General features: G+C 48.0%; 24 protein-coding genes. 19 read left to right on the plus strand and 5 right to left on the minus strand.

Features of this window, described 5'->3' with window-relative positions; translation table 11 throughout:
* Positions 1 to 11 precede the first annotated feature (11 nt).
* From ybeY to recO, 5 genes are read left to right on the plus strand one after another with little or no spacing between them, the layout of a single operon-like run.
* A complete protein-coding gene (gene ybeY / locus AC4EHB_RS01540; protein ID WP_490980499.1) occupies positions 12 to 494 on the plus strand; it encodes an rRNA maturation RNase YbeY in 483 nt (160 codons plus the stop codon).
* On the plus strand, positions 481 to 834 hold the full coding sequence (locus AC4EHB_RS01545; RefSeq protein WP_490980500.1) for a diacylglycerol kinase family protein: 354 nt from the start codon (positions 481 to 483) through the stop codon (positions 832 to 834). The genes ybeY and AC4EHB_RS01545 overlap by 14 nt, the downstream gene beginning before the upstream one ends.
* Positions 835 to 853: 19 nt before the next feature.
* Complete coding sequence (locus AC4EHB_RS01550; protein WP_490980501.1) at positions 854 to 1264, plus strand: cytidine deaminase; 411 nt, start codon at positions 854 to 856, stop codon at positions 1262 to 1264.
* A complete protein-coding gene (era, locus tag AC4EHB_RS01555) occupies positions 1248 to 2168 on the plus strand; it encodes a GTPase Era (protein WP_490980502.1) in 921 nt (306 codons plus the stop codon). Before AC4EHB_RS01550 ends, era begins: the two co-directional genes overlap by 17 nt.
* A gap of 11 nt (positions 2169 to 2179) precedes the next feature.
* The gene (gene recO / locus AC4EHB_RS01560) at positions 2180 to 2974 is read left to right on the plus strand and encodes a DNA repair protein RecO (protein ID WP_490980503.1); all 795 of its coding nucleotides are present in this window, start codon (positions 2180 to 2182) and stop codon (positions 2972 to 2974) included.
* 200 nt (positions 2975 to 3174) lie between these two features.
* On the opposite strand, the gene AC4EHB_RS01565 is transcribed toward recO, so the two are convergent.
* Complete coding sequence (locus tag AC4EHB_RS01565; RefSeq protein WP_490980504.1) at positions 3175 to 4551, minus strand: glycine--tRNA ligase; 1377 nt, start codon at positions 4549 to 4551, stop codon at positions 3175 to 3177.
* A gap of 312 nt (positions 4552 to 4863) precedes the next feature.
* Here AC4EHB_RS01565 and ccpN point away from each other — a divergent pair, with 312 nt between their 5' ends.
* From ccpN to AC4EHB_RS01605, 8 genes are all read left to right on the plus strand, one after another.
* Positions 4864 to 5502 (plus strand): transcriptional regulator CcpN, encoded by a 639-nt coding sequence (gene ccpN, locus AC4EHB_RS01570; protein WP_135500755.1) that lies wholly within the window; start codon positions 4864 to 4866, stop codon positions 5500 to 5502.
* A gap of 10 nt (positions 5503 to 5512) precedes the next feature.
* Positions 5513 to 6316: a pyruvate, water dikinase regulatory protein gene (locus AC4EHB_RS01575; protein ID WP_490973840.1), complete on the plus strand. Its 804-nt coding sequence runs from the start codon at positions 5513 to 5515 to the stop codon at positions 6314 to 6316.
* Positions 6317 to 6516: 200 nt separating this feature from the next.
* Entirely contained in the window at positions 6517 to 8325 is a 1809-nt protein-coding gene (gene dnaG, locus AC4EHB_RS01580) for a DNA primase (protein ID WP_490980505.1), read from the plus strand.
* Positions 8326 to 8360: 35 nt separating this feature from the next.
* A complete protein-coding gene (rpoD, locus tag AC4EHB_RS01585) occupies positions 8361 to 9515 on the plus strand; it encodes an RNA polymerase sigma factor RpoD (RefSeq protein ID WP_135500758.1) in 1155 nt (384 codons plus the stop codon).
* 129 nt (positions 9516 to 9644) lie between these two features.
* Entirely contained in the window at positions 9645 to 10784 is a 1140-nt protein-coding gene (locus AC4EHB_RS01590) for an acyl-CoA dehydrogenase (protein WP_490980506.1), read from the plus strand.
* A gap of 128 nt (positions 10785 to 10912) precedes the next feature.
* A complete protein-coding gene (gene cccA, locus AC4EHB_RS01595) occupies positions 10913 to 11293 on the plus strand; it encodes a cytochrome c550 (RefSeq protein WP_490980507.1) in 381 nt (126 codons plus the stop codon).
* Positions 11294 to 11473: 180 nt separating this feature from the next.
* Entirely contained in the window at positions 11474 to 12187 is a 714-nt protein-coding gene (locus AC4EHB_RS01600; protein ID WP_490980508.1) for a tRNA (adenine(22)-N(1))-methyltransferase, read from the plus strand.
* The gene (locus AC4EHB_RS01605) at positions 12174 to 13283 is read left to right on the plus strand and encodes a Nif3-like dinuclear metal center hexameric protein (protein WP_490981478.1); all 1110 of its coding nucleotides are present in this window, start codon (positions 12174 to 12176) and stop codon (positions 13281 to 13283) included. The genes AC4EHB_RS01600 and AC4EHB_RS01605 overlap by 14 nt, the downstream gene beginning before the upstream one ends.
* A 63-nt stretch (positions 13284 to 13346) precedes the next feature.
* Here the strand turns inward: AC4EHB_RS01605 and AC4EHB_RS01610 are convergent, their stop codons facing one another.
* Positions 13347 to 14327, minus strand: coding sequence for a 4-hydroxy-3-methylbut-2-enyl diphosphate reductase (locus AC4EHB_RS01610; RefSeq protein WP_490973845.1), 981 nt, complete (start codon positions 14325 to 14327; stop codon positions 13347 to 13349).
* Positions 14328 to 14452: 125 nt separating this feature from the next.
* On the opposite strand from AC4EHB_RS01610, the gene AC4EHB_RS01615 reads away from it, so the two are divergent.
* The 5 genes from AC4EHB_RS01615 (at position 14453) to AC4EHB_RS01635 (ending at position 18793) form a co-directional block, all read left to right on the plus strand.
* Positions 14453 to 15748, plus strand: a complete 1296-nt coding sequence (locus AC4EHB_RS01615; RefSeq protein WP_490973846.1) for a DEAD/DEAH box helicase — start codon at positions 14453 to 14455, stop codon at positions 15746 to 15748.
* An 11-nt stretch (positions 15749 to 15759) separates the two neighbouring features.
* The gene (locus AC4EHB_RS01620) at positions 15760 to 16653 is read left to right on the plus strand and encodes a deoxyribonuclease IV (protein WP_490973847.1); all 894 of its coding nucleotides are present in this window, start codon (positions 15760 to 15762) and stop codon (positions 16651 to 16653) included.
* 111 nt (positions 16654 to 16764) lie between these two features.
* A complete protein-coding gene (locus tag AC4EHB_RS01625; protein ID WP_490973848.1) occupies positions 16765 to 17529 on the plus strand; it encodes a metal ABC transporter ATP-binding protein in 765 nt (254 codons plus the stop codon).
* Positions 17530 to 17531: 2 nt separating this feature from the next.
* Positions 17532 to 18386 carry a metal ABC transporter permease gene (locus AC4EHB_RS01630; protein WP_490975596.1) on the plus strand — a complete coding sequence of 285 codons (855 nt, stop codon included), beginning with the start codon at positions 17532 to 17534 and terminating at the stop codon, positions 18384 to 18386.
* A complete protein-coding gene (locus AC4EHB_RS01635; RefSeq protein WP_490973849.1) occupies positions 18383 to 18793 on the plus strand; it encodes a Fur family transcriptional regulator in 411 nt (136 codons plus the stop codon). The genes AC4EHB_RS01630 and AC4EHB_RS01635 overlap by 4 nt, the downstream gene beginning before the upstream one ends.
* Positions 18794 to 18994: 201 nt before the next feature.
* Here AC4EHB_RS01635 and AC4EHB_RS01640 read toward each other — a convergent pair whose 3' ends face one another.
* The 3 genes from AC4EHB_RS01640 to AC4EHB_RS01650 form a co-directional block, all read right to left on the minus strand.
* Entirely contained in the window at positions 18995 to 19585 is a 591-nt protein-coding gene (locus AC4EHB_RS01640; RefSeq protein WP_490973850.1) for a hypothetical protein, read from the minus strand.
* Positions 19586 to 19597: 12 nt separating this feature from the next.
* Positions 19598 to 20719 carry a flavodoxin-dependent (E)-4-hydroxy-3-methylbut-2-enyl-diphosphate synthase gene (ispG, locus tag AC4EHB_RS01645; protein WP_490973851.1) on the minus strand — a complete coding sequence of 374 codons (1122 nt, stop codon included), beginning with the start codon at positions 20717 to 20719 and terminating at the stop codon, positions 19598 to 19600.
* 135 nt (positions 20720 to 20854) lie between these two features.
* A complete protein-coding gene (locus AC4EHB_RS01650; RefSeq protein ID WP_490980509.1) occupies positions 20855 to 21373 on the minus strand; it encodes a DUF1189 family protein in 519 nt (172 codons plus the stop codon).
* Between the two features lie 172 nt (positions 21374 to 21545).
* Here AC4EHB_RS01650 and AC4EHB_RS01655 point away from each other — a divergent pair, with 172 nt between their 5' ends.
* The gene (locus AC4EHB_RS01655; RefSeq protein WP_490980510.1) at positions 21546 to 23177 is read left to right on the plus strand and encodes a Na/Pi cotransporter family protein; all 1632 of its coding nucleotides are present in this window, start codon (positions 21546 to 21548) and stop codon (positions 23175 to 23177) included.
* Positions 23178 to 23236 lie beyond the last annotated feature (59 nt).

Consider the following 23236-nt stretch of genomic DNA (forward strand, 5'->3'; position numbering starts at 1 on the left):
GAGGGACAGCCATGCTGACAATCGATTTGATGGATGAAACGGAAACATTGAAAAAAAGCGAACTGTCATTTGTGGGAAAAGTGCTGAAGCACGCTGCAGAGACGGAAAATGTGGGCGAAGCTGAAGTCTCGGTGACTTTTGTGACGAATGATATTATTCAGGAAATGAATAAAGAATACCGCGGCAAGGACACGCCGACCGATGTCATTTCATTCGCCATGGAAGAATTGGGCGAAGGGGAGCAGGTAATCGTCGGATCCGAAGAGCCGCGTATGCTTGGGGACATTGTCATATCATTGGACCGCACGAAGGAACAAGCGGGGGATTACGGCCATTCATTCGAACGCGAGCTTGGCTTTCTAGCGGTACATGGCTTTTTGCACCTGCTTGGCTACGACCATATGGATGCAGAAGAGGAAAAGGAAATGTTTTCAAGACAAGAGAAAATCCTTGCTTCACTCGGCATAACGCGTGGCGAGCATGGCGGGAACTAAGTTTTTTCAGTCTTTTAAATTTGCTAGCCAAGGGATTGCGGCTGCAGCCAAGCGCGAGCGCAATATGAAATTCCATTTAGCGGCCGCGGCTTTGGTGATTCTGGCTGCTGCTCTGACAGGCGTATCCAGCAGTGAATGGTTGGCAATCATCGGGGTGATCGGGGGAATGATTGCGCTGGAAATGATCAATACCGCGATTGAGCGGGTCGTTGATTTGGCATCGCCGGAACTGCATCCTTTGGCGAAAGAAGCGAAGGACATTGCGGCGGGCGCAGTTTTGGTATTTGCCGCCGCAAGTGCTATAATTGGGTTACTAATATTTCTACCAAAATGGTTTTAACTTACAGAGGTGATTCGGAATGGAAAAAGGACAATTGATCAAAGAAGCAATAACAGCACGCGAACAGGCATATGTGCCATATTCGAAGTTCAAAGTCGGCGCTGCGCTGATTACTAAAAGCGGGAAAGTATACCACGGCTGCAATATCGAAAACGCAGCTTACTCAATGACGAATTGTGCGGAACGGACAGCGATGTTCAAAGCCGTATCAGAAGGCGATAAGGAATTTGCAGCAATCGCTGTTGTCGCCGATACAAAAGGCGCGGTTTCGCCGTGTGGGGCATGCCGCCAAGTAATTGCGGAATTTTGTGCGCCGGATATGCCAGTTTACTTAACAAATTTGCAAGGCGACGTACAGGAAACGACAGTCAGCGAACTGCTTCCAGGCGCGTTTTCAACGGAGGATTTAGATTATGCAGCAGGGAAATAATAATGGCTTCAAATCAGGTTTCATTTCGATTATCGGCCGCCCGAATGTCGGGAAATCGACATTCTTGAACCGTGTTGTCGGGCAGAAAATCGCCATCATGAGCGATAAACCGCAGACAACCCGCAATAAAGTGCAAGGCGTTGTTACAACAGACGAAAGCCAGATGGTTTTCATCGACACGCCAGGCATCAACGAACCGCGCCATAAACTGGGCGACTTCATGCTGAAAGTGGCAAAGAACACGTTCCGTGAAGTGGACGTGTTGCTTTTTGTCGCCAGTGCGGATGAGCGCATTGGTAAGCAGGACCGTTTCGTTCTCGATATGCTGCAAGGCATCGACGTGCCAGTTTTCCTGGTACTGAATAAAATCGATCAGGTCCACCCAGACGATTTGCCGAAAATCATCGAATCCTATAAAAAAGAATTCGATTTTGCTGAAGCTGTGCCGATTTCGGCCATTCAAGGCAATAACGTCGATAATTTGTTGGCGAAAATTGCTGAACGTTTGCCGGAAGGTCCGCAATACTACCCGTCCGACCAAGTGACGGACCATCCAGAGCGTTTTATCATCTCTGAACTGATCCGTGAAAAGGCGCTGCATTTGACGCGCGAAGAAATTCCGCATTCGATTGCTGTCGTTATCGAGAAAATTGCACCGGACGCGGAGCATGAGGGCATGATCCGCGTTCAGGCAACAATCATGGTCGAACGCGATTCCCAAAAAGGCATCGTCATCGGCAAAAAAGGCGTATTGCTGAAAGAAATCGGCTCACGCGCCCGTAAAGATATCGAAAACCTGCTAGGTTCTAGAGTTTATTTGGATCTATGGGTTAAAGTACAGAAAGATTGGCGCAACAAAGCAATGCACCTCCGCGATTTCGGGTTTAGAGACGACGAATACTAAGGAGCCGGCTTATGCTGAACCAATTAGAAGGTATTGTGATCCGCGCCCGCCCGTATGGTGAAAACAATAAAATCGTGACCTTATTTACGCGCGATGCCGGAAAAATCACGTGCATGGCGCGGGGGGCGAAAAAACCGTCCAGTCGTTTGGCAGCGGTGACGCAGCCTTTCACGCATGGCAGCTTTTCCATCTTCAAAGGCAAAGGGATGGGGACACTGCAAGGCGGAGATCAGCTGGAATCGCTGCGCCATATACGGGAAGACATCATGAAAACCGCTTATGCCAGTTACATCGTCGAGTTGATCGACCGGCTGACAGAGCAGGACGAACCCCAGCCAGCCATTTATGAGTTGTTGTATCAAGCGCTGCACGCAATTGAGGAAGATTACGACCCGGAAGCGATTTCGCTATTTGTAGAATGGAAGATGCTGCCGACCGCAGGTTTGACGCCGACCCTCCACGAATGTGCGAATTGTGGGGCGACAGATGGCGAATTCGCATTCTCGTTTCAGGAAATGGGCTTCTTATGCCATCGCTGCTTCCATATCGACCGCTACATCATCCGGCTCAGTCCATCGCTCGTGAAGCTCATCCGTACGTTTTATTTCGTGCCGATTGAGCGTGTCGGCTCGCTGAAACTGAAAAAAGAAACGAAATCGCTCGTTAAAGGAATCGTCCGTTCGATTTACGAAGAACAGGCGGGAATCCGGTTGAAATCGAGGAGTTTCCTCGAGCAGCTTGATCGGACGCCAGAGTTTCTGCCTAAAAAACTGGAACAAGACCCGCAGCAGGATGAATTTTCCTGAGCGGGCCTTTTTTTGTAAGGATAATAAGTTAGGAGATGGTTACTGTCCGCATTTAGGAATACTGTCCGTTCGAGTTGAAATATGGTCCGCAACTGCTCCAATACTGTCGGGAACCACTCCAATTCTGTCCGTAAGCCGTTAAAAAAGCAAACCAATAAAAAAAAACCGGGGCATCACGAAGATGCACCGGTCTAAAATGATTAGAACTGGATGTGTTTTTCGATATAAGCTTGTACTTCAGCGATCGGCATGCGCGTCTGTTCCATCGAGTCACGGTGGCGGACAGTAACTTGGCCGTCTTCGACTGAATCGAAATCATACGTGATGCAGAAAGGCGTACCGATTTCATCCTGGCGGCGGTAGCGTTTACCGATTGACTGGGAATCATCGTAGTCGACCATGAAATGCTTGGCAAGGCCAGCGAACACTTCAGTCGCGCCGTCAGCCAACTTCTTCGATAATGGCAAGATTGCCGCTTTGTACGGCGCAAGGGCAGGGTGCAGTTTCAGCACAGTGCGCTTATCATCGTTTTCAAGTTCTTCTACGTGGTAAGCATCCACTAGGAAGGCAAGTGTTACACGGTCCGCGCCGAGTGAAGGCTCGATGCAGTAAGGCACGTAGCGTTCATTCGTGATCGGGTCGATGTAATTGAAATCTTCGCCGGAATGCTCCATATGGCGCTTCAAGTCGAAGTCTGTGCGGTCCGCGATACCCCAAAGCTCGCCCCACCCGAATGGGAATTTGTATTCGATATCGACAGTGGCATTCGAGTAATGCGACAACTCATCAGCGTCGTGTTCGCGCAGGCGGATATTGTCTTCGGACATGTCGAGGTTCAACAGCCAGTTTTTGCAGAAATCGCGCCAGTAAGCGTACCATTCCAAGTCTTCGCCCGGTTTGCAGAAAAATTCAAGTTCCATTTGTTCAAACTCACGCGTACGGAATGTAAAGTTGCCTGGCGTAATTTCGTTTCGGAAACTTTTGCCGATTTGTGCGATGCCGAATGGCATTTTCTTGCGCATCGAGCGCTGAACGTTCTTATAGTTGACGAAAATCCCCTGAGCCGTTTCCGGGCGAAGGAAGATTTCGTTTGTGGAAGCTTCAGTAACTCCTTGGAACGTTTTGAACATCAAATTGAATTGGCGGATGTCCGTGTAATCTTGTTTGCCGCAAACAGGGCATTTGATTTCGTGTTCTTTGATCAGTTCAGCCATGCGGTCGAATGATAGGCCGTCGACGATCATCTCAATGCCTTTTGCGTCAAGCGCGTCTTCGATCAATTTGTCTGCGCGGTGGCGCGTTTTGCAGCTCTTGCAGTCGATCATCGGATCGTTGAAGTTTCCGACGTGGCCGGAAGCCACCCATGTTTTCGGATTCATCAGGATCGCAGCGTCTAAACCGACGTTATGCACCGATTCCTGGACGAATTTTTTCCACCATGCTTTTTTGATGTTGTTTTTCAGTTCGACGCCAAGTGGGCCGTAATCCCATGTGTTTGCTAGGCCCCCGTAAATTTCAGAACCTGGGAATACAAAGCCTCTGTGTTTTGCTAACGCTACTACATCTTCCATTGACATAAAAAAACCTCCATAAAATAAAAAATCGCACACGTCCCGGACATATAGTCCGAGGACGAGTACGTTATGACCCGCGGTTCCACCCCGATTGGCTGCACAGCATGCAACCCTCTTAAAAAATATGGCTCCAGAACGCCTTTTCCTGTCCTTGCGGGCTTTCACCATCCCCGCTCGCTGCATGTAACAGTACTTTAATTTCCATCATTGCCAGCTATTTAATTCTATAGTATTGTAACATGGCATTCTTTTCTTCGCAATATAGCCTTAATTAGTATATAATAATTAACATTGAGTATAACATATTTTGAGGCGGTGAGTCCGATCGAACTCAATAAGAGACAAGAAGAGATATTGCGCATCGTCAAAGGCAATGGCCCGATTACGGGTGAGCAGATAGCAGACCGTCTGCATTTGACGCGTGCTACATTACGGCCCGATTTGGCCATTTTGACTATGGCAGGGTTCCTGGATGCCCGACCGCGTGTCGGTTATTTTTATTCCGGCAAAAAACCGGGCCAGGACATTTCGGATACGATGAATAATATGAAAGTAAAGGATTTCCAGTCGATTCCGGTAGTTGTCCGCGAAGACGTCAGTGTTTATGACGCCATCAGCCAGATGTTTCTTGACGATGTCGGCACGCTGTTCGTCGTCGATAAGAATTCTTATTTGACTGGCGTCCTGTCCCGAAAGGATTTGCTGCGGACGAGCCTTGGCAGCCAGAATCTAGGTGCCATCCCTGTACATATCATTATGACGCGGATGCCGAACATTACATTCTGCACAAAGAACGATTCGCTGATCCAAGCGGCGCACCGCCTGATCAACCAGCAAATCGACGCGCTTCCAGTCGTTGAAGAGCAGCCAGACGGATTCAAGGTCGTCGGCCGCCTGACCAAGACTAATATTACGCGCGCATTTTTATCTTTATCGGAAAGCCATGAATTGTGAGGTGCATAAAATGAAACAACTCCGCATGTTCGTTGTCTCCGATTCAGTTGGGGAAACGGGTGAATTAGTCGCCAAAGCCGCAGTAAGCCAATATTTGTATGCGGATCAAAATGCGGTGATGAAACGATTCCCGTATATCGATTCCGTTGAGCATCTGCATGAAATCATCCAGCTCGCGTCACAGCAAAACGCATTTATCGTTTACACGCTTGTTTCAAAAAAGCTGAGAACGTATTTGTCTACTGAAACGGTGAAGCTCGGCGTTCCCGCTGTCGATTTGATGGGGCCTCTTATGGACGCGCTCGAAGAAGAACTCGGGGCGAAGCCGCTTGAAGAAGCCGGCCTTGTGCGGAAATTGGACGACGATTATTTCAAAAAAGTCGAAGCAATCGAATTTGCGGTCAAGTATGACGACGGACGCGATCCGCGCGGCATTCTGATGGCCGATATTGTGCTTGTCGGAATTTCCCGGACTTCCAAGACGCCGTTATCGCAGTACTTGGCGCATAAACGTTTAAAGGTGGCAAATGTCCCACTGGTGCCTGAAGTGGATCCGCCGGAGGAATTGTATCAAGTGGACCCGGCTAAATGCTTCGGCCTCGTGATTTCCCCGGACAAACTCAATCACATCCGCAAAGAACGTTTGATTGCGCTTGGCTTGAACGACGATGCCAATTACGCGCAGATCAATCGCATTCATGAAGAAATCACTCATTTCTATAAAGTGGTTGACCGCATCGGCTGCGAAGTTCTCGATGTCACGAATCGGGCAGTAGAAGAAACGGCCAACTTAATTTTAAATAAACGAAAATAGAGCGACAGATGAAACCACCTGTATAGGCGGTTTTTCTGTTTTAATTGTGGATTATTTCAGGAAAACGTTTTATAATCAAGAATTGTGGATAAAACTATATTAAGGCGCGCAAAACGTGCGTCATCTTTTTGCAAAAAGATGAAGGAATTCACCAAAGAATCTCGAATTAAATATGTTAAGCAAAAAAGAATGGTGATGAAATGTCAAATCGAGTTCCTGAAGAAGTAATCGAGCAAATCCGCTCTACAGCAGATATTGTAGATATAGTCGGCGAGTACGTGCAGCTGACGAAAAGGGGGCGCAACTGGTTTGGCCTATGCCCTTTCCATGGTGAAAGCACACCTTCATTTTCTGTAACATCCGACAAGCAGATTTTTCATTGCTTCGGATGCGGCGCAGGCGGAAATGTTATTACATTTTTAATGGATATTGAAAATGTGACTTTCCAGGAAGCTTTGGCAAAGCTTGGCCAACGCGCGGGAATTGAAGTGGAAGTCAATACGTCGGGCGATTCCGCACCGGCGATTTCCAAAAGCGACAGCCAGTTGATTGTGATGCATGAATTTGCTGCTGATATGTACCACCATATCTTGCTCAATACAGAAGAAGGGCAGGCAGCATTGGATTATTTGGAGAATCGGGGATTCACCCGTGAATTGATTGAGAAATACCGCATTGGCTGGTCTCTTCCAGAGTGGAATTACATGGCGACGGCGCTGCAGCGCAAAGGCTTCAGCGAAGAGGAATTGGCAGTAAGCGGATTGGCGATCCAACGTGAGCAGGGCAATGGATATTTTGACCGTTTCCGCGGTAGAATAATGTACCCGATCATGAACGAAAGCGGCAAAACTATCGCATTTTCGGGAAGGGTCCTTGAACACAACAAACAGGAAGCCAAGTACATGAACAGCCCGGAATCGCCCATTTTCCAAAAAAGCCAGGTTCTCTACAACGTCAACCATGCAAGAGGAGCGATACGCAAAAACCGGAAAATCGTTTTATTCGAAGGCTTTATGGATGTCATTGCGGCGTCCAAAGCCGGAGTTGAAAACAGTTTGGCGACGATGGGGACATCCCTGACTGCCCAGCATATCCGTGCGATGAAGCGTTTCGCGCAGGAAGCAGTCATTTGCTTTGACGGGGATGATGCAGGATGGGAAGCGGCGAAACGGGCTGCAATCGCCTTGAATGAAGAAAATTTCAAAGTTGAAGTAGCGGTTCTGCCAGGCAAAATGGACCCGGATGATTATGTCAGGGAAAACGGCAGCGAAGCCTTTAAAGATCAAATCATCGGCAAACCGCATGCTTTCATCGCGTTTGCCATGATGCATGCACGCAGGCACAAGAATTTTCAATATGAAAATGACTTGCTGCAATATATCCAAGAAGTGCTGCAATTGTTGGCGGGCCGTTCTTCCTCAATTGAGCGCGACTTATACATCAAGCAATTGTCAAATGAGACGGGATTGTCTGAAGAGGCGATTTTACAGCATTACCGCAAACTTGAAAATAAGTCGATAGAACGCAGCCGGCCGCCAAAAGAACAGCCCATTAACAACCAACCGGCGAAGCGGAGCCCTAAAAAAACAACTTCGCTGAATCGTGCAGAGCGTCTCCTTTTTTCGCATGCATTGGCCGATCAACGAGTTATGGCTAAATTAGCGGCGGTCCAGTCGGGCATGCCATTTATCAGTGAAGAATACCAAGCGCTGTATGTCCAGCTCCTCGGCTTTTACGAAGAATGGGACAAAGCCGATTTCCATAAATTTTTGGAAACACTGCAAGATCCGGAGCTCCGAAAAATTGTCATGGAGACCGCAATGACTGAACGAGATCCGGAACATTCCGAAGAGGAAATAAAGGACTGCATCAAACATCTTGAAAAGCATTTGGTCGAACAAGAAATCAATCTTAAGATCCAGCAATCAAAAGAGGCGGAAAAACAGCATGATTTAAAACGTGCACTGCTTCTAGCCCAAGAAGTGATTGCTTTACGGAAATCATTGTAAAATCAATTCCGGTTTTTTTTAAAGGAGGAAGTCGTATGGCTGAGAAATCAGAACACCAAAACGAAGTAGAAGCAAGCAATGTGTCATTGAGTTCAGAAGCGCCAGAAGCAACAGTCGAAGAAGCGAAAAAGCAATTAATTGAAATAGGTAAAAAAACCGGAGAACTGAATTATGAGCAGATTGCCGATAAATTAGCGGTTTTTGAAATGGAATCGGATGCAGTGGAAGAATTCATCGATCAGCTTGAAGGCCATGGCATTGAGCTTGAACGCAAATCAGATGACGAAGAGCATTTGGACCGCCTCATGAAACCGACTGAAGACAAATTCGATTTGAATGACCTGAGTGTTCCTCCCGGCGTCAAAATCAATGACCCAGTTAGAATGTACCTGAAGGAAATCGGCCGTGTCGACCTTTTGAAAGCCGAAGAAGAAGTCCGTCTCGCAAAATTGATCGAGCAGGGCGATGAAGAAGCCAAGAAACGTTTGGCTGAAGCAAACTTGCGCTTGGTTGTCAGTATCGCAAAACGCTATGTCGGACGCGGCATGCTGTTCCTGGATTTGATCCAGGAAGGGAATATGGGCCTTATCAAAGCGGTGGAAAAATTCGATTACTCGAAAGGCTTTAAATTCAGCACATACGCCACATGGTGGATCCGCCAGGCCATCACACGCGCGATTGCTGACCAAGCACGGACAATCCGCATCCCTGTGCATATGGTCGAAACAATCAATAAATTGATCCGTGTCCAGCGCCAGCTGCTTCAGGATTTAGGACGCGAACCTTCACCGGAAGAAATCGGCGAAGAAATGGATTTATTGCCTGAAAAAGTGCGTGAAATCTTGAAAATCGCACAAGAGCCGGTATCGCTAGAAACGCCGATCGGCGAAGAAGACGATTCGCATTTGGGTGATTTTATCGAGGATTCCGATGCACAATCGCCATCGGACCACGCTGCTTATGAATTATTGAAAGAACAACTTGAAGACGTCCTGGATACGTTGACAGATCGTGAAGAAAACGTCTTGCGCCTGCGTTTCGGTCTTGACGATGGCCGCACGCGCACACTTGAAGAAGTGGGCAAAGTTTTCGGCGTCACACGCGAACGCATTCGCCAAATTGAAGCGAAAGCGCTGCGCAAACTGCGCCACCCTTCCCGCAGCAAACGATTGAAAGACTTTCTGGAATAAGCCGAAACCGTTCCCTCCAACAAAAGGGAACGGTTTTTTTGCGTTAATTTGGGTTAAAGGTTGAGTTTGTCTAAATTTTTCCTATATAATGAATACTGAAAGCGCATACACAAAGGGGATGTAATTAAAATGAATTTTGATTTGACGCAAGAACAACAGATGATTAAGAAAACGCTCAAGGAGTTCGCCGATAAAGTGGTCGCTCCTGGCGCCATTGAGCGCGACCGCACAAAACAGTTTCCAACTGAGATTTTCAAACAGCTATCCGACATGGGGATGATGGGATTGCCGTTTGATGAGAAATACGGCGGAGCGGGAGCGGATACGACGAGCTTTGCGATTGTCACGGAAGAGTTGAGCCGTGCATGCGCTTCGACAGGCATCACATATTCGGCGCATATTTCACTTGGTGGTGCACCGCTTAGCCTTTTCGGCACCGAAGAACAGAAAGAGAAATACTTGACGCCGATCTGCACAGGCGAATCGTTCGGCGCATTCGGATTGACGGAACCGAATGCGGGATCTGACGCTGGCGGCACGGAAACACGCGCTGTGGAAGACGGCGATGACTGGGTCATCAACGGATCGAAAGTATACATCACGAATGCCAGCCATGCGAAACACTTGGCAATCACGGCGATCACTGGCATGAATGACGGCAAAAAAGAAATCAGCGCAATCATCGTGCCGACTGACGCTGAAGGGTTCACGATTATCGACAATTACGATAAAATGGGCTTGAATGCATCTAACACGACTGAATTGGTGCTGGAAAACGTCCGCGTACCGAAAGAGAACTTGCTAGGGAAGCGTGGAGAAGGCTTTAGGCAGTTCCTGGTGACATTGGATGGCGGTCGCATTGGCATCGCTGCGATGGCTGTAGGGATCGCTCAGGCGGCCTTCAACAAAGCGTTGAATTATTCGAAAGAGCGCAAGCAATTCGGCAAAACATTATCGGAATTCCAGATCACGCAATTCAAGTTAGCGGATATGGCGATGAAAATCGAATTGGCCCGCAACATGGTCTATAAAGCGGCTTGGTTGAAAGACCAAGGGCGCCCGTTCACGAAAGAAGCGTCAATGGCGAAATTATATGCGTCTGAAATGGCAATGGAAGTAGCCGACGAAGCCATCCAAATCCACGGCGGCTATGGCTATATGAAGGAATACGAAGTGGAGCGCTATATGCGCGACGCGAAATTGCTGGAAATCGGCGAAGGCACTTCAGAAGTTCAGCGCATGGTCATCGCTCGCCAAATCGGCTGCTAAATTACTGATTTTGTCACAATCTGCTAAAACTTATCCATTAAGACTTTTCGTTTTGTAAATAATACAGTACAATAATGAATGATACGAACACTATCATTAACGCAGAACTTAAAGAGGAGGGGTAACGGATGCAAAAAAATGCAATTGTACCTTATATCTTAATCATGGCTTTCGGTATTGGTCTAATTTTCTTCTTATCATTAGAAGGCGTTGGCAACCAAGAAGAAATTGCTGAAGAACATGCAACTGAAGAAGAAGGCGGAGCAGAAGGCGAAGGCGGCGGAGAAGCTGCTGCTGAATTCGATCCAGAAGCTGTCGCACAGCAAAGCTGTGTTTCATGCCACGGTTCAAGCTATGAAGGCGGAGTTGGTCCATCATTGATCGACACGGAGCTTGACCAAGCAGGAATTGAAGAAATTATTGCTAACGGTAAAGGCGCTATGCCAGGTGGCCTTGTTGAAGCCGACAACATTCCAGCAATGGCTGAGTGGATTTTAACACTCGAATAGTATTGAAAACCCTTAGTTCTTTGAGCTAAGGGTTTTTCTTTCATTATCTAGCGGCAACAGCCAGGCTCACGGGTCATAAGCTGTTCATGCTGTGTGGCAAAAAGTGCCACTTCGCCAGTCCATCTTATGCCTGTCGAGCCTAAAAGGCCGTTTCCGCTTATCTAAGTTAGGAGGCATTACATGAACGCTCAACAATTATCATACCGGCTTAGCCGAGTTGCAAGCCACGTACCGAAAGGGGCTATTGTCGCAGATATCGGCAGCGACCACGCGTATTTGCCATGTTATTTAGTGGCGGAAGGGCTCGCGGAAAGGGCCATTGCCGGAGAAGTGGTGAAAGGGCCTTTTGAGTCAGCGAAAAAACAAGTCCGGCAGGAACGCTTGGAAGACCGGATCACCGTCCGGCTTGCCAGCGGCCTGGCGGCTATCTTAAGGGAAGACGGCGTCACAGCGATTACGATCGCGGGCATGGGCGGTCCATTGATTGCGTCTATCCTCGAACAGGATAAAGCGCTCCTTAACGGGGTCCAGCGTTTGATCTTGCAGCCTAATGTCCATGCAAAAGCGATTCGCGAGTGGGCCGCAGCAAATGGCTGGCGCATTATCGATGAAGAAATTTTGGAAGAAAACAGCAAGATATATGAGATTGTCGTGCTCGAACCTGCAGAAGATGCTGTAGAGTTCGCGGAAAAAGAGCTGCTGTTCGGCCCAATGCTTATGGCACAGCGTCCGGACGTTTTTCATGTGAAATGGCAGCGCGAAATGGCGCAATGGAAAAAGATTGTGATGTCGATGGAAGCGAACGCCGAAGCCGCCGACATTGGGGAAAAAAAGCAGGAGTTGACACGGAAAATAAAACTAGCTGAAGAGGTGCTGAATGGTGAAATTTCCTAACGGACAGCAAATCATCGAAGAGTTTGAAAAATGGTCGCCGAAATATTTGGCGATGGAAGACGATCCGGTCGGCTTGCATGTCGGAACATTGAACAAAAAAATTGAACGGGTTTTGGTGACGCTTGACGTCAACGAAGCGGTCGTTGATGAAGCCATCGAAAAAAGTGCGGCGTTGATCATTGCACATCACCCGCCGATTTACCGTCCGCTGAAAAACCTGCAGACGGATTTCCCGCAAGGGCGGTTGATGGAAAAGCTCATTAAGCATGATATTGCTGTCTATGCTGCGCACACCAATCTTGATGTTGCAAGGGGCGGCGTCAACGATTTGCTGGCAGACGCACTCGGCCTTCAGGATACGACGGTAATGGTGCAGACCTACGAAGCGGAATTGGTGAAAATTGCCGTCTTCGTTCCGGAAAGCCACGAAGACCAAGTGCGCGAAGCTTTAGGTAAAGCAGGCGCAGGCGCAATCGGCGAATATGAATTCTGCAGCTACACTTTATCGGGCACGGGGCGTTTCCGGCCGAAGCAAGGCGCAGATCCGTTTATCGGCGAAGCTGGCAAGATGGAAAGGACGGCTGAATCGAAAATCGAAGTGGTCATCCGAAAACATGAAAGGGACCGTGCCATCAAGGCGATGATTGACGCACACCCTTATGAAGAAGTGGCGTACGATGTTTTCCCCCTTGAAAACAGGGAGCTGCCGATGGGGCTTGGACGAGTCGGTACGCTCGAATCCGGCATGGCATTGGAAGATTTCGCGGAATTTGTCAAAGAACGGCTCGATGTGCCGGCAGTGCGCGTGGTCGGGGATTTCTCAAAGCCGATCAAGAAAGTCGCAGTGCTTGGAGGCGACGGCAATAAATACATTACCGCCGCGAAACGCGCGGGAGCGGATGTCTATGTAACAGGAGACCTTTATTTCCACGTCGCACAAGATGCGGAGGCGATGGGGCTTGCCGTTGTCGACCCAGGCCATCACGTAGAAAAAGTGATGATCCAAGGGGTAGTTGATTATATGGCAGAACATAGCGGCTTGAAATGCACATTCCTGCCGTCGGAAACGAATACCGAACCGTTCCGGTTCAAATAAATCCATGTAATATGAAAAAGACACGCTCCGAGTGGGGGCGTGTCTTTTTGCTGTAATTTGGTTTTATTCGCCGACCGGGTATGGTTCGATGCGGTCGGAAGGTTTCGGGTGTTTGATCTTCGGCAAAATTTTGTTCAACGGCACAGAGCGCGCCAAATCGTGCGTCGATGGATCTTCGGGATCGTATTTATCCAAAAACACCATCACTTCTTTGACGATCGGCGTCGGCGTCGAAGCACCAGCTGTGATCGCTACGGTTTCAATGCCTTGCAGCCAGTCCAAATTCAGCTCGGACAAATCGGAAATGCGGTAAGCAGGGGTACCGGCGATATCTTGCGAAACTTGCGCCAAGCGGTTCGAGTTATTGCTCATCGGATCGCCGATGACAATCAGCAAGTCCGCATCGACTGCTTGTGTCGCGACAGCTTCTTGCCGTACTTGTGTCGCTAGGCAAATCTCTTTGTGGACTTCCGAATGCGGGAATTTCTCTTTCAGGCGTTCCATCAATTCAACAACATCCCATTGGCTCATTGTCGTCTGGTTCGTAACAATGATCTTTTCGGAATTCAACTCAAGCGCATTGACATCTTCTACAGTTTCCACTAAATGGACAAGATCCGGTGCGACGCCGATTGCGCCTTCCGGTTCAGGATGTCCGCTTTTGCCGATATAGATGATATGAAAGCCTTGGGCTGTTTTTTCGCGGATCAAGTCATGTGTCACAGTTACGTCCGGGCAAGTGGCGTCAATCGATACGAGGCCTTTGCGTTTAGCCAGTTCACGCACTTGTGGCGAAACGCCGTGTGCGGTGAAAATGACCGTGCCTGTTTCCACTTTCTCCAAAATTTCGAGACGGTTTTTGCCGTCAAGCGTGATGATGCCGTCTTGTTCGAAAGCATCGGTGACGTGTTTATTGTGAACAATCATTCCGAGTATATAGATGGGGCGTGGCAAAGTTTCATCCATTGCAGCGTTTTTCGCAATGACCATTGCATCCACTACTCCGTAGCAATAGCCCCTTGGCGATATTTTCATTACTTTCATAACCGCACTCCTTTCAAAATCATAACTTCATTATAACGGAGACGGCACTGCTTTACAAAAGTTGCATTACGGAAAAAGTGATTTTGTGCTATAATGTCAAGAGCATAAGGAGGGGATTCAATCCCATGACAAAATTTAATGATTACAACCTGAAGCCGTTTATACTAGAAGCGGTAGAAAAACTAGGCTTTAAAGAGCCGACGCCAATCCAAAAAGAAATAATGCCCCATATATTGAAAGGCACTAGCGCTATTGGACAATCCCATACAGGGACAGGCAAAACACATAGTTTCATCATTCCGATTGCTGAACGGATCGACACGAGCCGCCAAGAAGTGCAGGCGGTTATTTGTGCGCCGACACGCGAACTCGGAACGCAGATCTACGCTGAGATGATGAAGCTTGTCGAAGGGTCCGACATCGAAGTGAAGAGCTTTATCGGCGGCACAGACAAGCAGCGTTCAATCAATAAACTAAAGACTCAGCCGCATATCGTCATTGGTACGCCAGGGCGTTTGAGAGACTTAGTGAAAGAAAACGCGCTATTGGTCCACACAGGAAAAATCTTGGTAGTTGACGAAGCGGATCTGGCATTCGATCTTGGCTTTATCGAGGAAATCGACCAAGTGGCCGGCAAAATGCAGGAACACCTGGAGATGTATGTCTTCTCGGCGACTATTCCTGAAAAATTAAAGCCGTTCCTGAAAAAATACATGGAATCACCCGTCCATGTTAAAATCGGCGACAAGCGCCCTACTGCAGAAGGATTGGATTTCTATTTGATTCCTGCCCGCAGCAAGCGCAAAGTTGAACGTTTGAAGGAGATTATGGGAATCATCAACCCTTATTTGGCGATCATTTTCGTCAATACGAAAACCAATGCAGATTATGTCGCTGAAGAACTTGGCAAAGCGGGAATCCGCGTCGGTCGTGTGCATGGCGATTTAGCGCCGCGCGAACGGGTAAAAATGATGAAACAAGTGCGCGATTTGGAGTATCAATACATCGTAGCGACGGATTTGGCTGCGCGCGGCATCGATATTCAAGGCGTCAGCCATGTCATCAATTATGAATTGCCGGAAGACCTGGAGTTCTTCATCCACCGTGTCGGACGTACTGCACGCGCTGGCATGAAAGGCTTGGCCATCACGATTTTCAATCCGGAAGAAGAAGATGCAATCGTCCGTGTCGAGAAGATGGGAATCCCGTTCCAGCAAAAAGACATCGTCAATGGCGAGTTTGTTGATTTGAAAGACCGCCACAGCCGTAAAAACCGTGTCAGAACGGTAGATGCAGCTGACGTAAAAGCAAAATCGATGGTCCATAAACCAAAAGCCGTCAAACCAGGCTATAAGAAAAAGATGAAATGGAAAATGGACGAAATCAAAAAAGTGGAACGCCGCAAAAATCGTAAAAAGTAAGGAGTTTTTTCATGTTATTGGGATCACACGTATCAATGAGTGGGAAAAAAATGCTGCTTGGCGCAAGCGAAGAAGCCCTTTCATACGGAGCGACCACTTTTATGGTGTATACGGGCGCGCCTCAGAACACGCGCCGCAAGCCGATTGAAGAGTTGAATATTGAAGCGGGGCAGGCGCATATGGCGCAGCATAATTTGTCGAATATCGTCGTCCATGCGCCATACATCATCAATATCGCCAATACCTTGAAGCCGGAAACTTTTGCGCTCGGCGTGGAATTTCTCCAAAAAGAGATTGAACGCACGGCTGCACTTGGCGCCAAGCAAATCGTGCTTCATCCCGGTGCCCATGTCGGCGCTGGCGTTGAAGCGGGTACTGCAAAAATCATCGAAGGCTTGAACGAAGTCTTGTCACAGGATTTTCCGGTGAACATCGCACTGGAAACAATGGCTGGAAAAGGCACGGAAATCGGCCGGAGTTTCGACGAATTGGCTGCGATCATCAACGGAGTTACCCATAACGAACGCTTGTCGGTTTGCTTTGACACATGCCACACGCATGATGCAGGATACGCTATCAATGAAGACTTTGATAGTGTGCTTGCGGAATTTGATCGCATCGTCGGCATCGATCGTTTGCAGGTTCTGCACATCAACGACAGCAAAAACGTCCGCGGAGCTGGTAAAGACCGCCATGAAAACATCGGCTTCGGCGAAATCGGCTTCCAGGCGCTGCACGGCATTGTCCATCACAAACAATTGATGCACGTGCCGAAGATCCTAGAAACGCCATACGTCGGCATTGACGCGAAAAACAAAAAAGCGCCATACGCTTTTGAAATCGAGATGTTCAAGAACGGTGTTTTTACGCCGGGCGTCATCGAAGAACTGAAAGCCCCTCTGTAAAGAGAGGGCTTTTTTTTATGAGTTTTATTGGTTTACAAGAGTGTGTGCTTGTTTTATACTTTTCTAATGATGTAAATCGTAATCATTATGAATTGGAAAAGAGGCAGTGTTATGAACGCGCCATTAATTAACATTCAAGACATCAGTTTTGAATACGAGCAAACAAAAGCACTTGAGAATATTTCATTGAAAGTGGAAGAAGGGGATTTCCTGGCGATTCTTGGTCCCAACGGTTCCGGCAAGTCGACGCTGCTGAAAATCATGCTCGGCTTGATCAAGCCGACAAAAGGGAAAATCGAATTGTTCGGGACGGACTCGAAAAATTTCAAACATCGTGAGTGGATCGGCTACGTGTCGCAAAAATCCAATTCGTTCAACTCGGGCTTCCCAGCGACAGTGGAAGAAGTCGTAGCAGGCGGGCTCGCCAAAAAGTCCGGCTTGTTCCACCGCCTGCCGAAAAATTACAAAGCGCAAGTGAAAGAAGCGCTGGAAGCGGTCGGCATGGATGCATTCATTCACCGCAGCGTCAGCGAACTTTCAGGCGGCCAGCAGCAGCGAATTTTTATTGCACGCGCGCTCGTCGCTAAGCCGAAAGTGCTGATCCTCGATGAACCAACGGTGGGCATTGACCACCAGAACGTCCAATCGTTTTATAATATGTTGGCGTCGCTGAACCGCGATAAAAACATCACGCTGGTGCTGGTAACGCATGACGTTGATACGGTGACCGATAAAATCACCCATGTCGCATGCTTGAACCAGACTATCCATTTCCATGGCTATAAAGAAGAGCTGGACACGATGAGCGATGAAAAGCGTAAAGCGTGGTACGGCCATTCCGTGCGGAAAATCCATCACGCCGGAGGTGCTCATTGACCATGATCGACGCTATATTTTCCTATGAATTCCTGCAAAACGCCTTTGCAGCCGGTTTGATCATCGGCGTGATTGCGCCGCTGCTCGGCGTCTTTATCGTCGTGCGCCGGCTGTCGCTTATTGCCGACGCTTTGAGCCATGTGACGCTTGCCGGCATCGCTGGCAGTTTGTACTTGAGCCAAAGCGTCGCAGCTTTTGCACTGCTAAATCCTTTATTCCTGGGCATCGCCGCTTCTGTATTCGGTTCGGTGCTGATCGAGCGCTTGCGGAGCCTTTATAAGCATTACGAAGAATTGGCGATTCCGATCATCCTGTCGGCAGGCATCGGCTTCGGCGCGATCTTCATCTCACTCGCTGAAGGCTTTTCAAGCGACTTGTTCGGCTATCTATTCGGTTCCGTGTCAGCTGTCAGCCGTGAAGATCTTGGCATTGTCGCGGCCATCGCCGTTATCGTCTTTTTGTTTATCGGCATTTTCTTCAAAGAATTATTCGTCTTGTCGTTTGACGATGAATACGCGAAAGCTTCAGGCCTGCCGGCGAAGTGGATCCATTTCCTCTTCATGATCGTCACAGCGCTTGTAATTGCGGGCTCGATGCGCATCGTAGGCATCTTGCTGGTATCGTCATTGATGACAATTCCGGTCGCAACGGCGATGCGTTTGTCTAAGAGCTTCAAAGAGACGATTATCCTGTCGATCGTCTTCGGTGAAATTTCGGTCATCGCCGGCCTTGTCACAGCCTTTTACTTCGACCTGGCACCCGGCGGGACAATCGTCGTCACATCCATCATTTTGCTGCTGTTTGTCATCGGTTTCAAAAAGCTTTCAGTGTCAGTGAAAAAGGGGGCAGTCGCATGAACATCGAAAAAGCATGGGACATCTTAAAACAGAACGGCTATAAGGAAACTTCAAAACGCACGCAGATATTGGAACTCTTTTCCCAGGACGACCGCTATTTGACGGCGCGCGACCTGTTGGATGTCATGCAAAAAGATTACCCGAGCATGAGCTTCGACACGGTCTACCGCAACTTGGCGACATTCGTGTCGCTTGGGATTCTCGAGGAAACGGAATTGTCAGGCGAACGCCATTTTCGCATGCAATGCGAAAGCGATCATCACCATCACCATTTCATTTGCATGGACTGCGGCAAGATCAAAGAGATTCCCGTCTGTCCGATGGAAATGGTTGGAGCGGCATTGCCAGCTTACGAAATTGCCAACCACAAATTCGAAATCTACGGCAAATGCCCAGCTTGCAAATAGTTATTTCAATAAAACATAAAAGGAGCCGGCTCAACGGATGAGCCGGCTTTTATGTGCTTAAGATGTGAGAGAAATTTGTGCTGAACGCGCGTAAAAATTCCTGAACGCGCATAAGTTTCGCTGAGCGTACGTAAACTCATCACTTCAATCATCAAGACGCAAAAATGCCATCAGCTCTCTCAAGCTGATGGCATTTTAACTTTATTTCGTCTGCAAACTTTCTTGGATGGCAAATTCTTTTTCCACCCATTGCTGGGCTTCCAGCCAGTTAGAGACGCGGATGACGTTTTTGGGAATCGGCTCCCGATTGTACGGGGTATCGAATAATATTACCGGAATGTCGAGCTCTTCGGAGATCTCGACAGCATTGTCGTGCTTGTCTTCGAAGAACAAGTCGACGGCATGCTTTTTCGCCGTTGCGATTTTATTGTGCGAACCGATCAATTCGATGTGGTCGTAATGGATCGCGTGCTGCGCGAACCAGTCAACTGTAATGTCTTTGACATTTTCACCGCGTGCCGAGATGTAATACAACTCGTAGCGGTCTTTCCAGCTGTCCAAAATCGACTTCGCGTTTTCCGACACGGGAGAGGCTGCGTAAATCGTCGATTCGGCTCCGCGGAACCAATCGTAGAACTCGCCTCTCGGCAGATGGGGAAGAGCGGCGGTCAAGTCGTATTGTTTTAAATCATCGAGCGTCAACTCGCTATTGAATGCTTCATTGATGTGGGGGATCAGCGATGTCGGGCACGTTACAGTGCCGTCGATATCAATGCCGAAACGGTATCTCATAACTTCACAACCTTATACTTCCAATTTGCCAGCAGCTTCTTTTTCAGCCGCCTGATTATCGAAATATTCCTGTGCAATTTTATCAATTTCCACTTTCAGTTCTTCGACCATTGTTGCTTCAGGCACCTTGCGCACCGTTTTGCCTTTCATGAACAACAAACCTTCGCCGCGAGCGCCGGCAATGCCGATATCCGCTTCACGTGCTTCACCCGGTCCGTTTACCGCGCAGCCAAGAACGGCTACTTTGATTGGCGCTTTGATGTGCGAAATGTATTCTTCCACTTCGTTGGCGATAGTGATCAAGTCGATTTCGATGCGTCCGCAAGTCGGACACGAAATCAATGTAGCGGCGTTAGATGACAATGCGAATACTTTCAGCAATTCGCGTGCCACTTTCACTTCTTCAACAGGATCGGCGCTCAATGAAATGCGGAGCGTGTTACCGATGCCTTTTGCAAGAAGTGCGCCAAGGCCGGCAGAACTTTTGATTGTTCCCGAGTACAATGTGCCGGATTCAGTGATTCCCAAGTGAAGGGGATAGTCGAACGCTTTCGAAGCTTTTTCGTAGGCTTCGATCGCCAGACTGACATCTGAAGCTTTCATTGACACGATGATGTCATGGAAGTCCAGGTCTTCAAGGATCTTAATATGATGCAGCGCGCTTTCGACCATGCCGTCAGCGGTTGGGTAGCCATATTTTTCAAGGATTTTGCGCTCTAATGAACCGGCATTGACGCCGATGCGGATAGGGATGCCTTTTGCTTTACACGCATTGACGACCGCTTCCACTTTTTCACGTCGGCCGATGTTGCCCGGATTGATGCGGATTTTATCGGCGCCTTGTTCGATGGCAATCAACGCCAATTTATAGTCAAAATGAATGTCAACAACAAGCGGGATGTTGATGCGTGCTTTGATTTCGCCGATTGAATAAGCTGCACGTTCATCCGGGCAAGCGACTCGGACGATCTGGCATCCGGCTTCTTCCAAACGCAGGATTTCAGCGACTGTCGCTTCGACGTCGTGTGTTTTGGTCGTTGCCATACTTTGAATGAATAATTCATTGCTGCCACCGATAGTCAGGTCTCCGACTTTAACGGGGCGGGTTTTTGTACGGTGAATAATTTCACTCATCTAAAATTCTCTCCTTTTTTGGGAGACCGGCCATTCTGCGCCAGCCCGCATTTCTGCAACTCAAAGTGTCCCTAGTTTGTTCCATTACCTATTGCCATTTTAGCAGTCTACTCCTATAAAAGACAAGAAAGACGGTTACACGCCTGTGTTTTTAACAGGAGGGAGCTTCGGATAATAGCCCACCGCTAAGTAGAGATAGCCGATCGTCAACAAGCTTGTCAGCCCGGAAACCCAGAAGCCGGCATCCAAAAAGCTTAAGCCGAATGAAATAAATGTCGGAATCGTGACAGCCATTGCGGCAGTACGCCAAAGATGGCGGTATTCGCCGCGGCGCTTTCTTATAGAAAGAAACGCCAAGCCTACAAAGGCGAAAAGGCTGATTTTTACAAAGTGATAAATGGTCGTTGAAACAAATAAAAAGATGAAAGCGAACGGGTAAAGCAGCCATTCGATTTCTTCAACAAACTCAAGCAAACCCTCGACATTGCTTGCAGTGTCACCCAAGCCTGACGCCAAACCGATGAACGAAATGACGGTCATCGCTGCGATGACAACAAAAACAAAGCGAAGGATGCGGCCGATCGTCATAATACGGACGGCTGCCTGCTTTTTAGGTTCCATTAAACTGGCCTTGAATAGTTGGAATAAATTCACGTTTATCGTCCTTTCTATATATACCTTTATGGTACCACGACGAAAGGGGAATAATTATCCGCTTTGTTACGGGAATGTAAATTTTAAATAAAGGTGTTTACAATTCGGTAGTAAACTCTTCATAATAGACAAGGTGTGAAAAAGCTTATTATATAGGAGTTGAACGGAAATCGTGGAGACGAACTGGCAAGAAATTCTCTTTACCTTCTTCGGCGGGTTAGGGATATTCCTTTTTTCAATTAAATACATGGGGGATGCCTTGCAGAAAGCTGCAGGCGATAAATTGCGCTCTATTTTAGACCGCTTCACGACCAACCCGTTCATGGGCGTCTTGGTGGGGATTATCGTGACAATCCTCATCCAGTCAAGTTCAGGGACGACTGTAATTGTCGTCGGGCTGGTAAGTGCGGGCTTTATGACATTGCGCCAAGCAATCGGCGTTATTATGGGAGCGAATATCGGTACAACCGTTACAGCGTTCATCATCGGCCTTGATGTCGGTGCTTACGCACTGCCAATCATGGCAGTCGGTGCTTTCCTCATTTTCTTCTTCAAGAAAAACCAGATTCAAAATGTTGGACAAGTCATTTTCGGGTTCGGCGGCCTGTTTTTCGGGATGGAAACGATGAGTGGAGCGATGAAACCGCTGCGTGAGTTGCCGGCGTTTATCGATTTGACAGTCAGCTTCAGTGAAAACCCGATGCTCGGAATCGTAGCGGGTACAGTATTCACATTCATCGTACAAAGTTCGAGTGGAACAATTGCAATTTTGCAGGCATTGTACGCGGAAGGTATTGTCGACTTGGATGCTGCATTGCCAATTCTTTTCGGTGACAATATCGGTACGACAATTACAGCAGTGCTGGCTGCGCTCGGCACATCAATCGCAGCAAAACGTGCGGCAGCTGTCCACGTATTGTTCAACATTGTAGGGACGATCATTTTCGTTATCTTGCTTATACCGTTCACGGCTTATATCGAATGGCTTTCGGGAATGCTGGCACTTGAGCCGAAAATGCAGATCGCATTCGCCCACGGGTCATTCAACGTTGCGAACACGATTATCCAGTTCCCGTTAATTGGGGCATGGGCATACTTGGTTACAAAAGTAATTCCAGGTGAAGAAGTGCTGATCGAGTTCAAACCGAAGCATTTGGATCCGAACTTTATTGAAGCTTCTCCTTCAATCGCGCTTGGCCAGGCAAAAGAGGAAATTCTCCGCATGGGCCAATACGCAGTCCAAGGTTTGGAAGAATCCTATGCTTACTTGAAAACAAAGAGTAAGAAAAATGCTGAAACAGGTTATCAATTGGAAGACGCAATCAATAACCTTGACAGCAAAATTACCGATTATCTCGTGTTGATATCTGCTGAACCTTTATCTGCCGGTGACTCAAACCGACACACCGTGCTGATGGATACAGTTCGCGACATCGAACGGATCGGTGATCATTTCGAGAACATCATCGAGTTGATCGATTACCAGGAAAACAACCGTGTCATCCTTTCAGAAGACGCATTGGAAGATCTGACGGAAATGTTCACGTTGACGATCGCTACGGTTCAGAAATCACTTGACGCATTAGATACGTCGAACCATGAATTGGCACGTGAAGTAGCACAACAGGAAGACTTAATCGACAAGATGGAACGCAAATTCCGCAAAAAGCACATTTTGCGTTTGACTGAAGGACTATGTTCAGCGCAAGCCGGAATCGTCTTTGTTGATATTGTCAGCAACCTGGAGCGCATCGGCGACCATTCAGTGAATATCGCAGAAGCCATTCTTGGCAACCGCGCGTAAACAAGGACTCCCTTTCATCGCTTTACATTTTTAAAAATGTGGGGCACGATGAAAGGGAG

The sequence above is a fragment of the Planococcus sp. TJ-302 genome, from assembly GCF_058268455.1.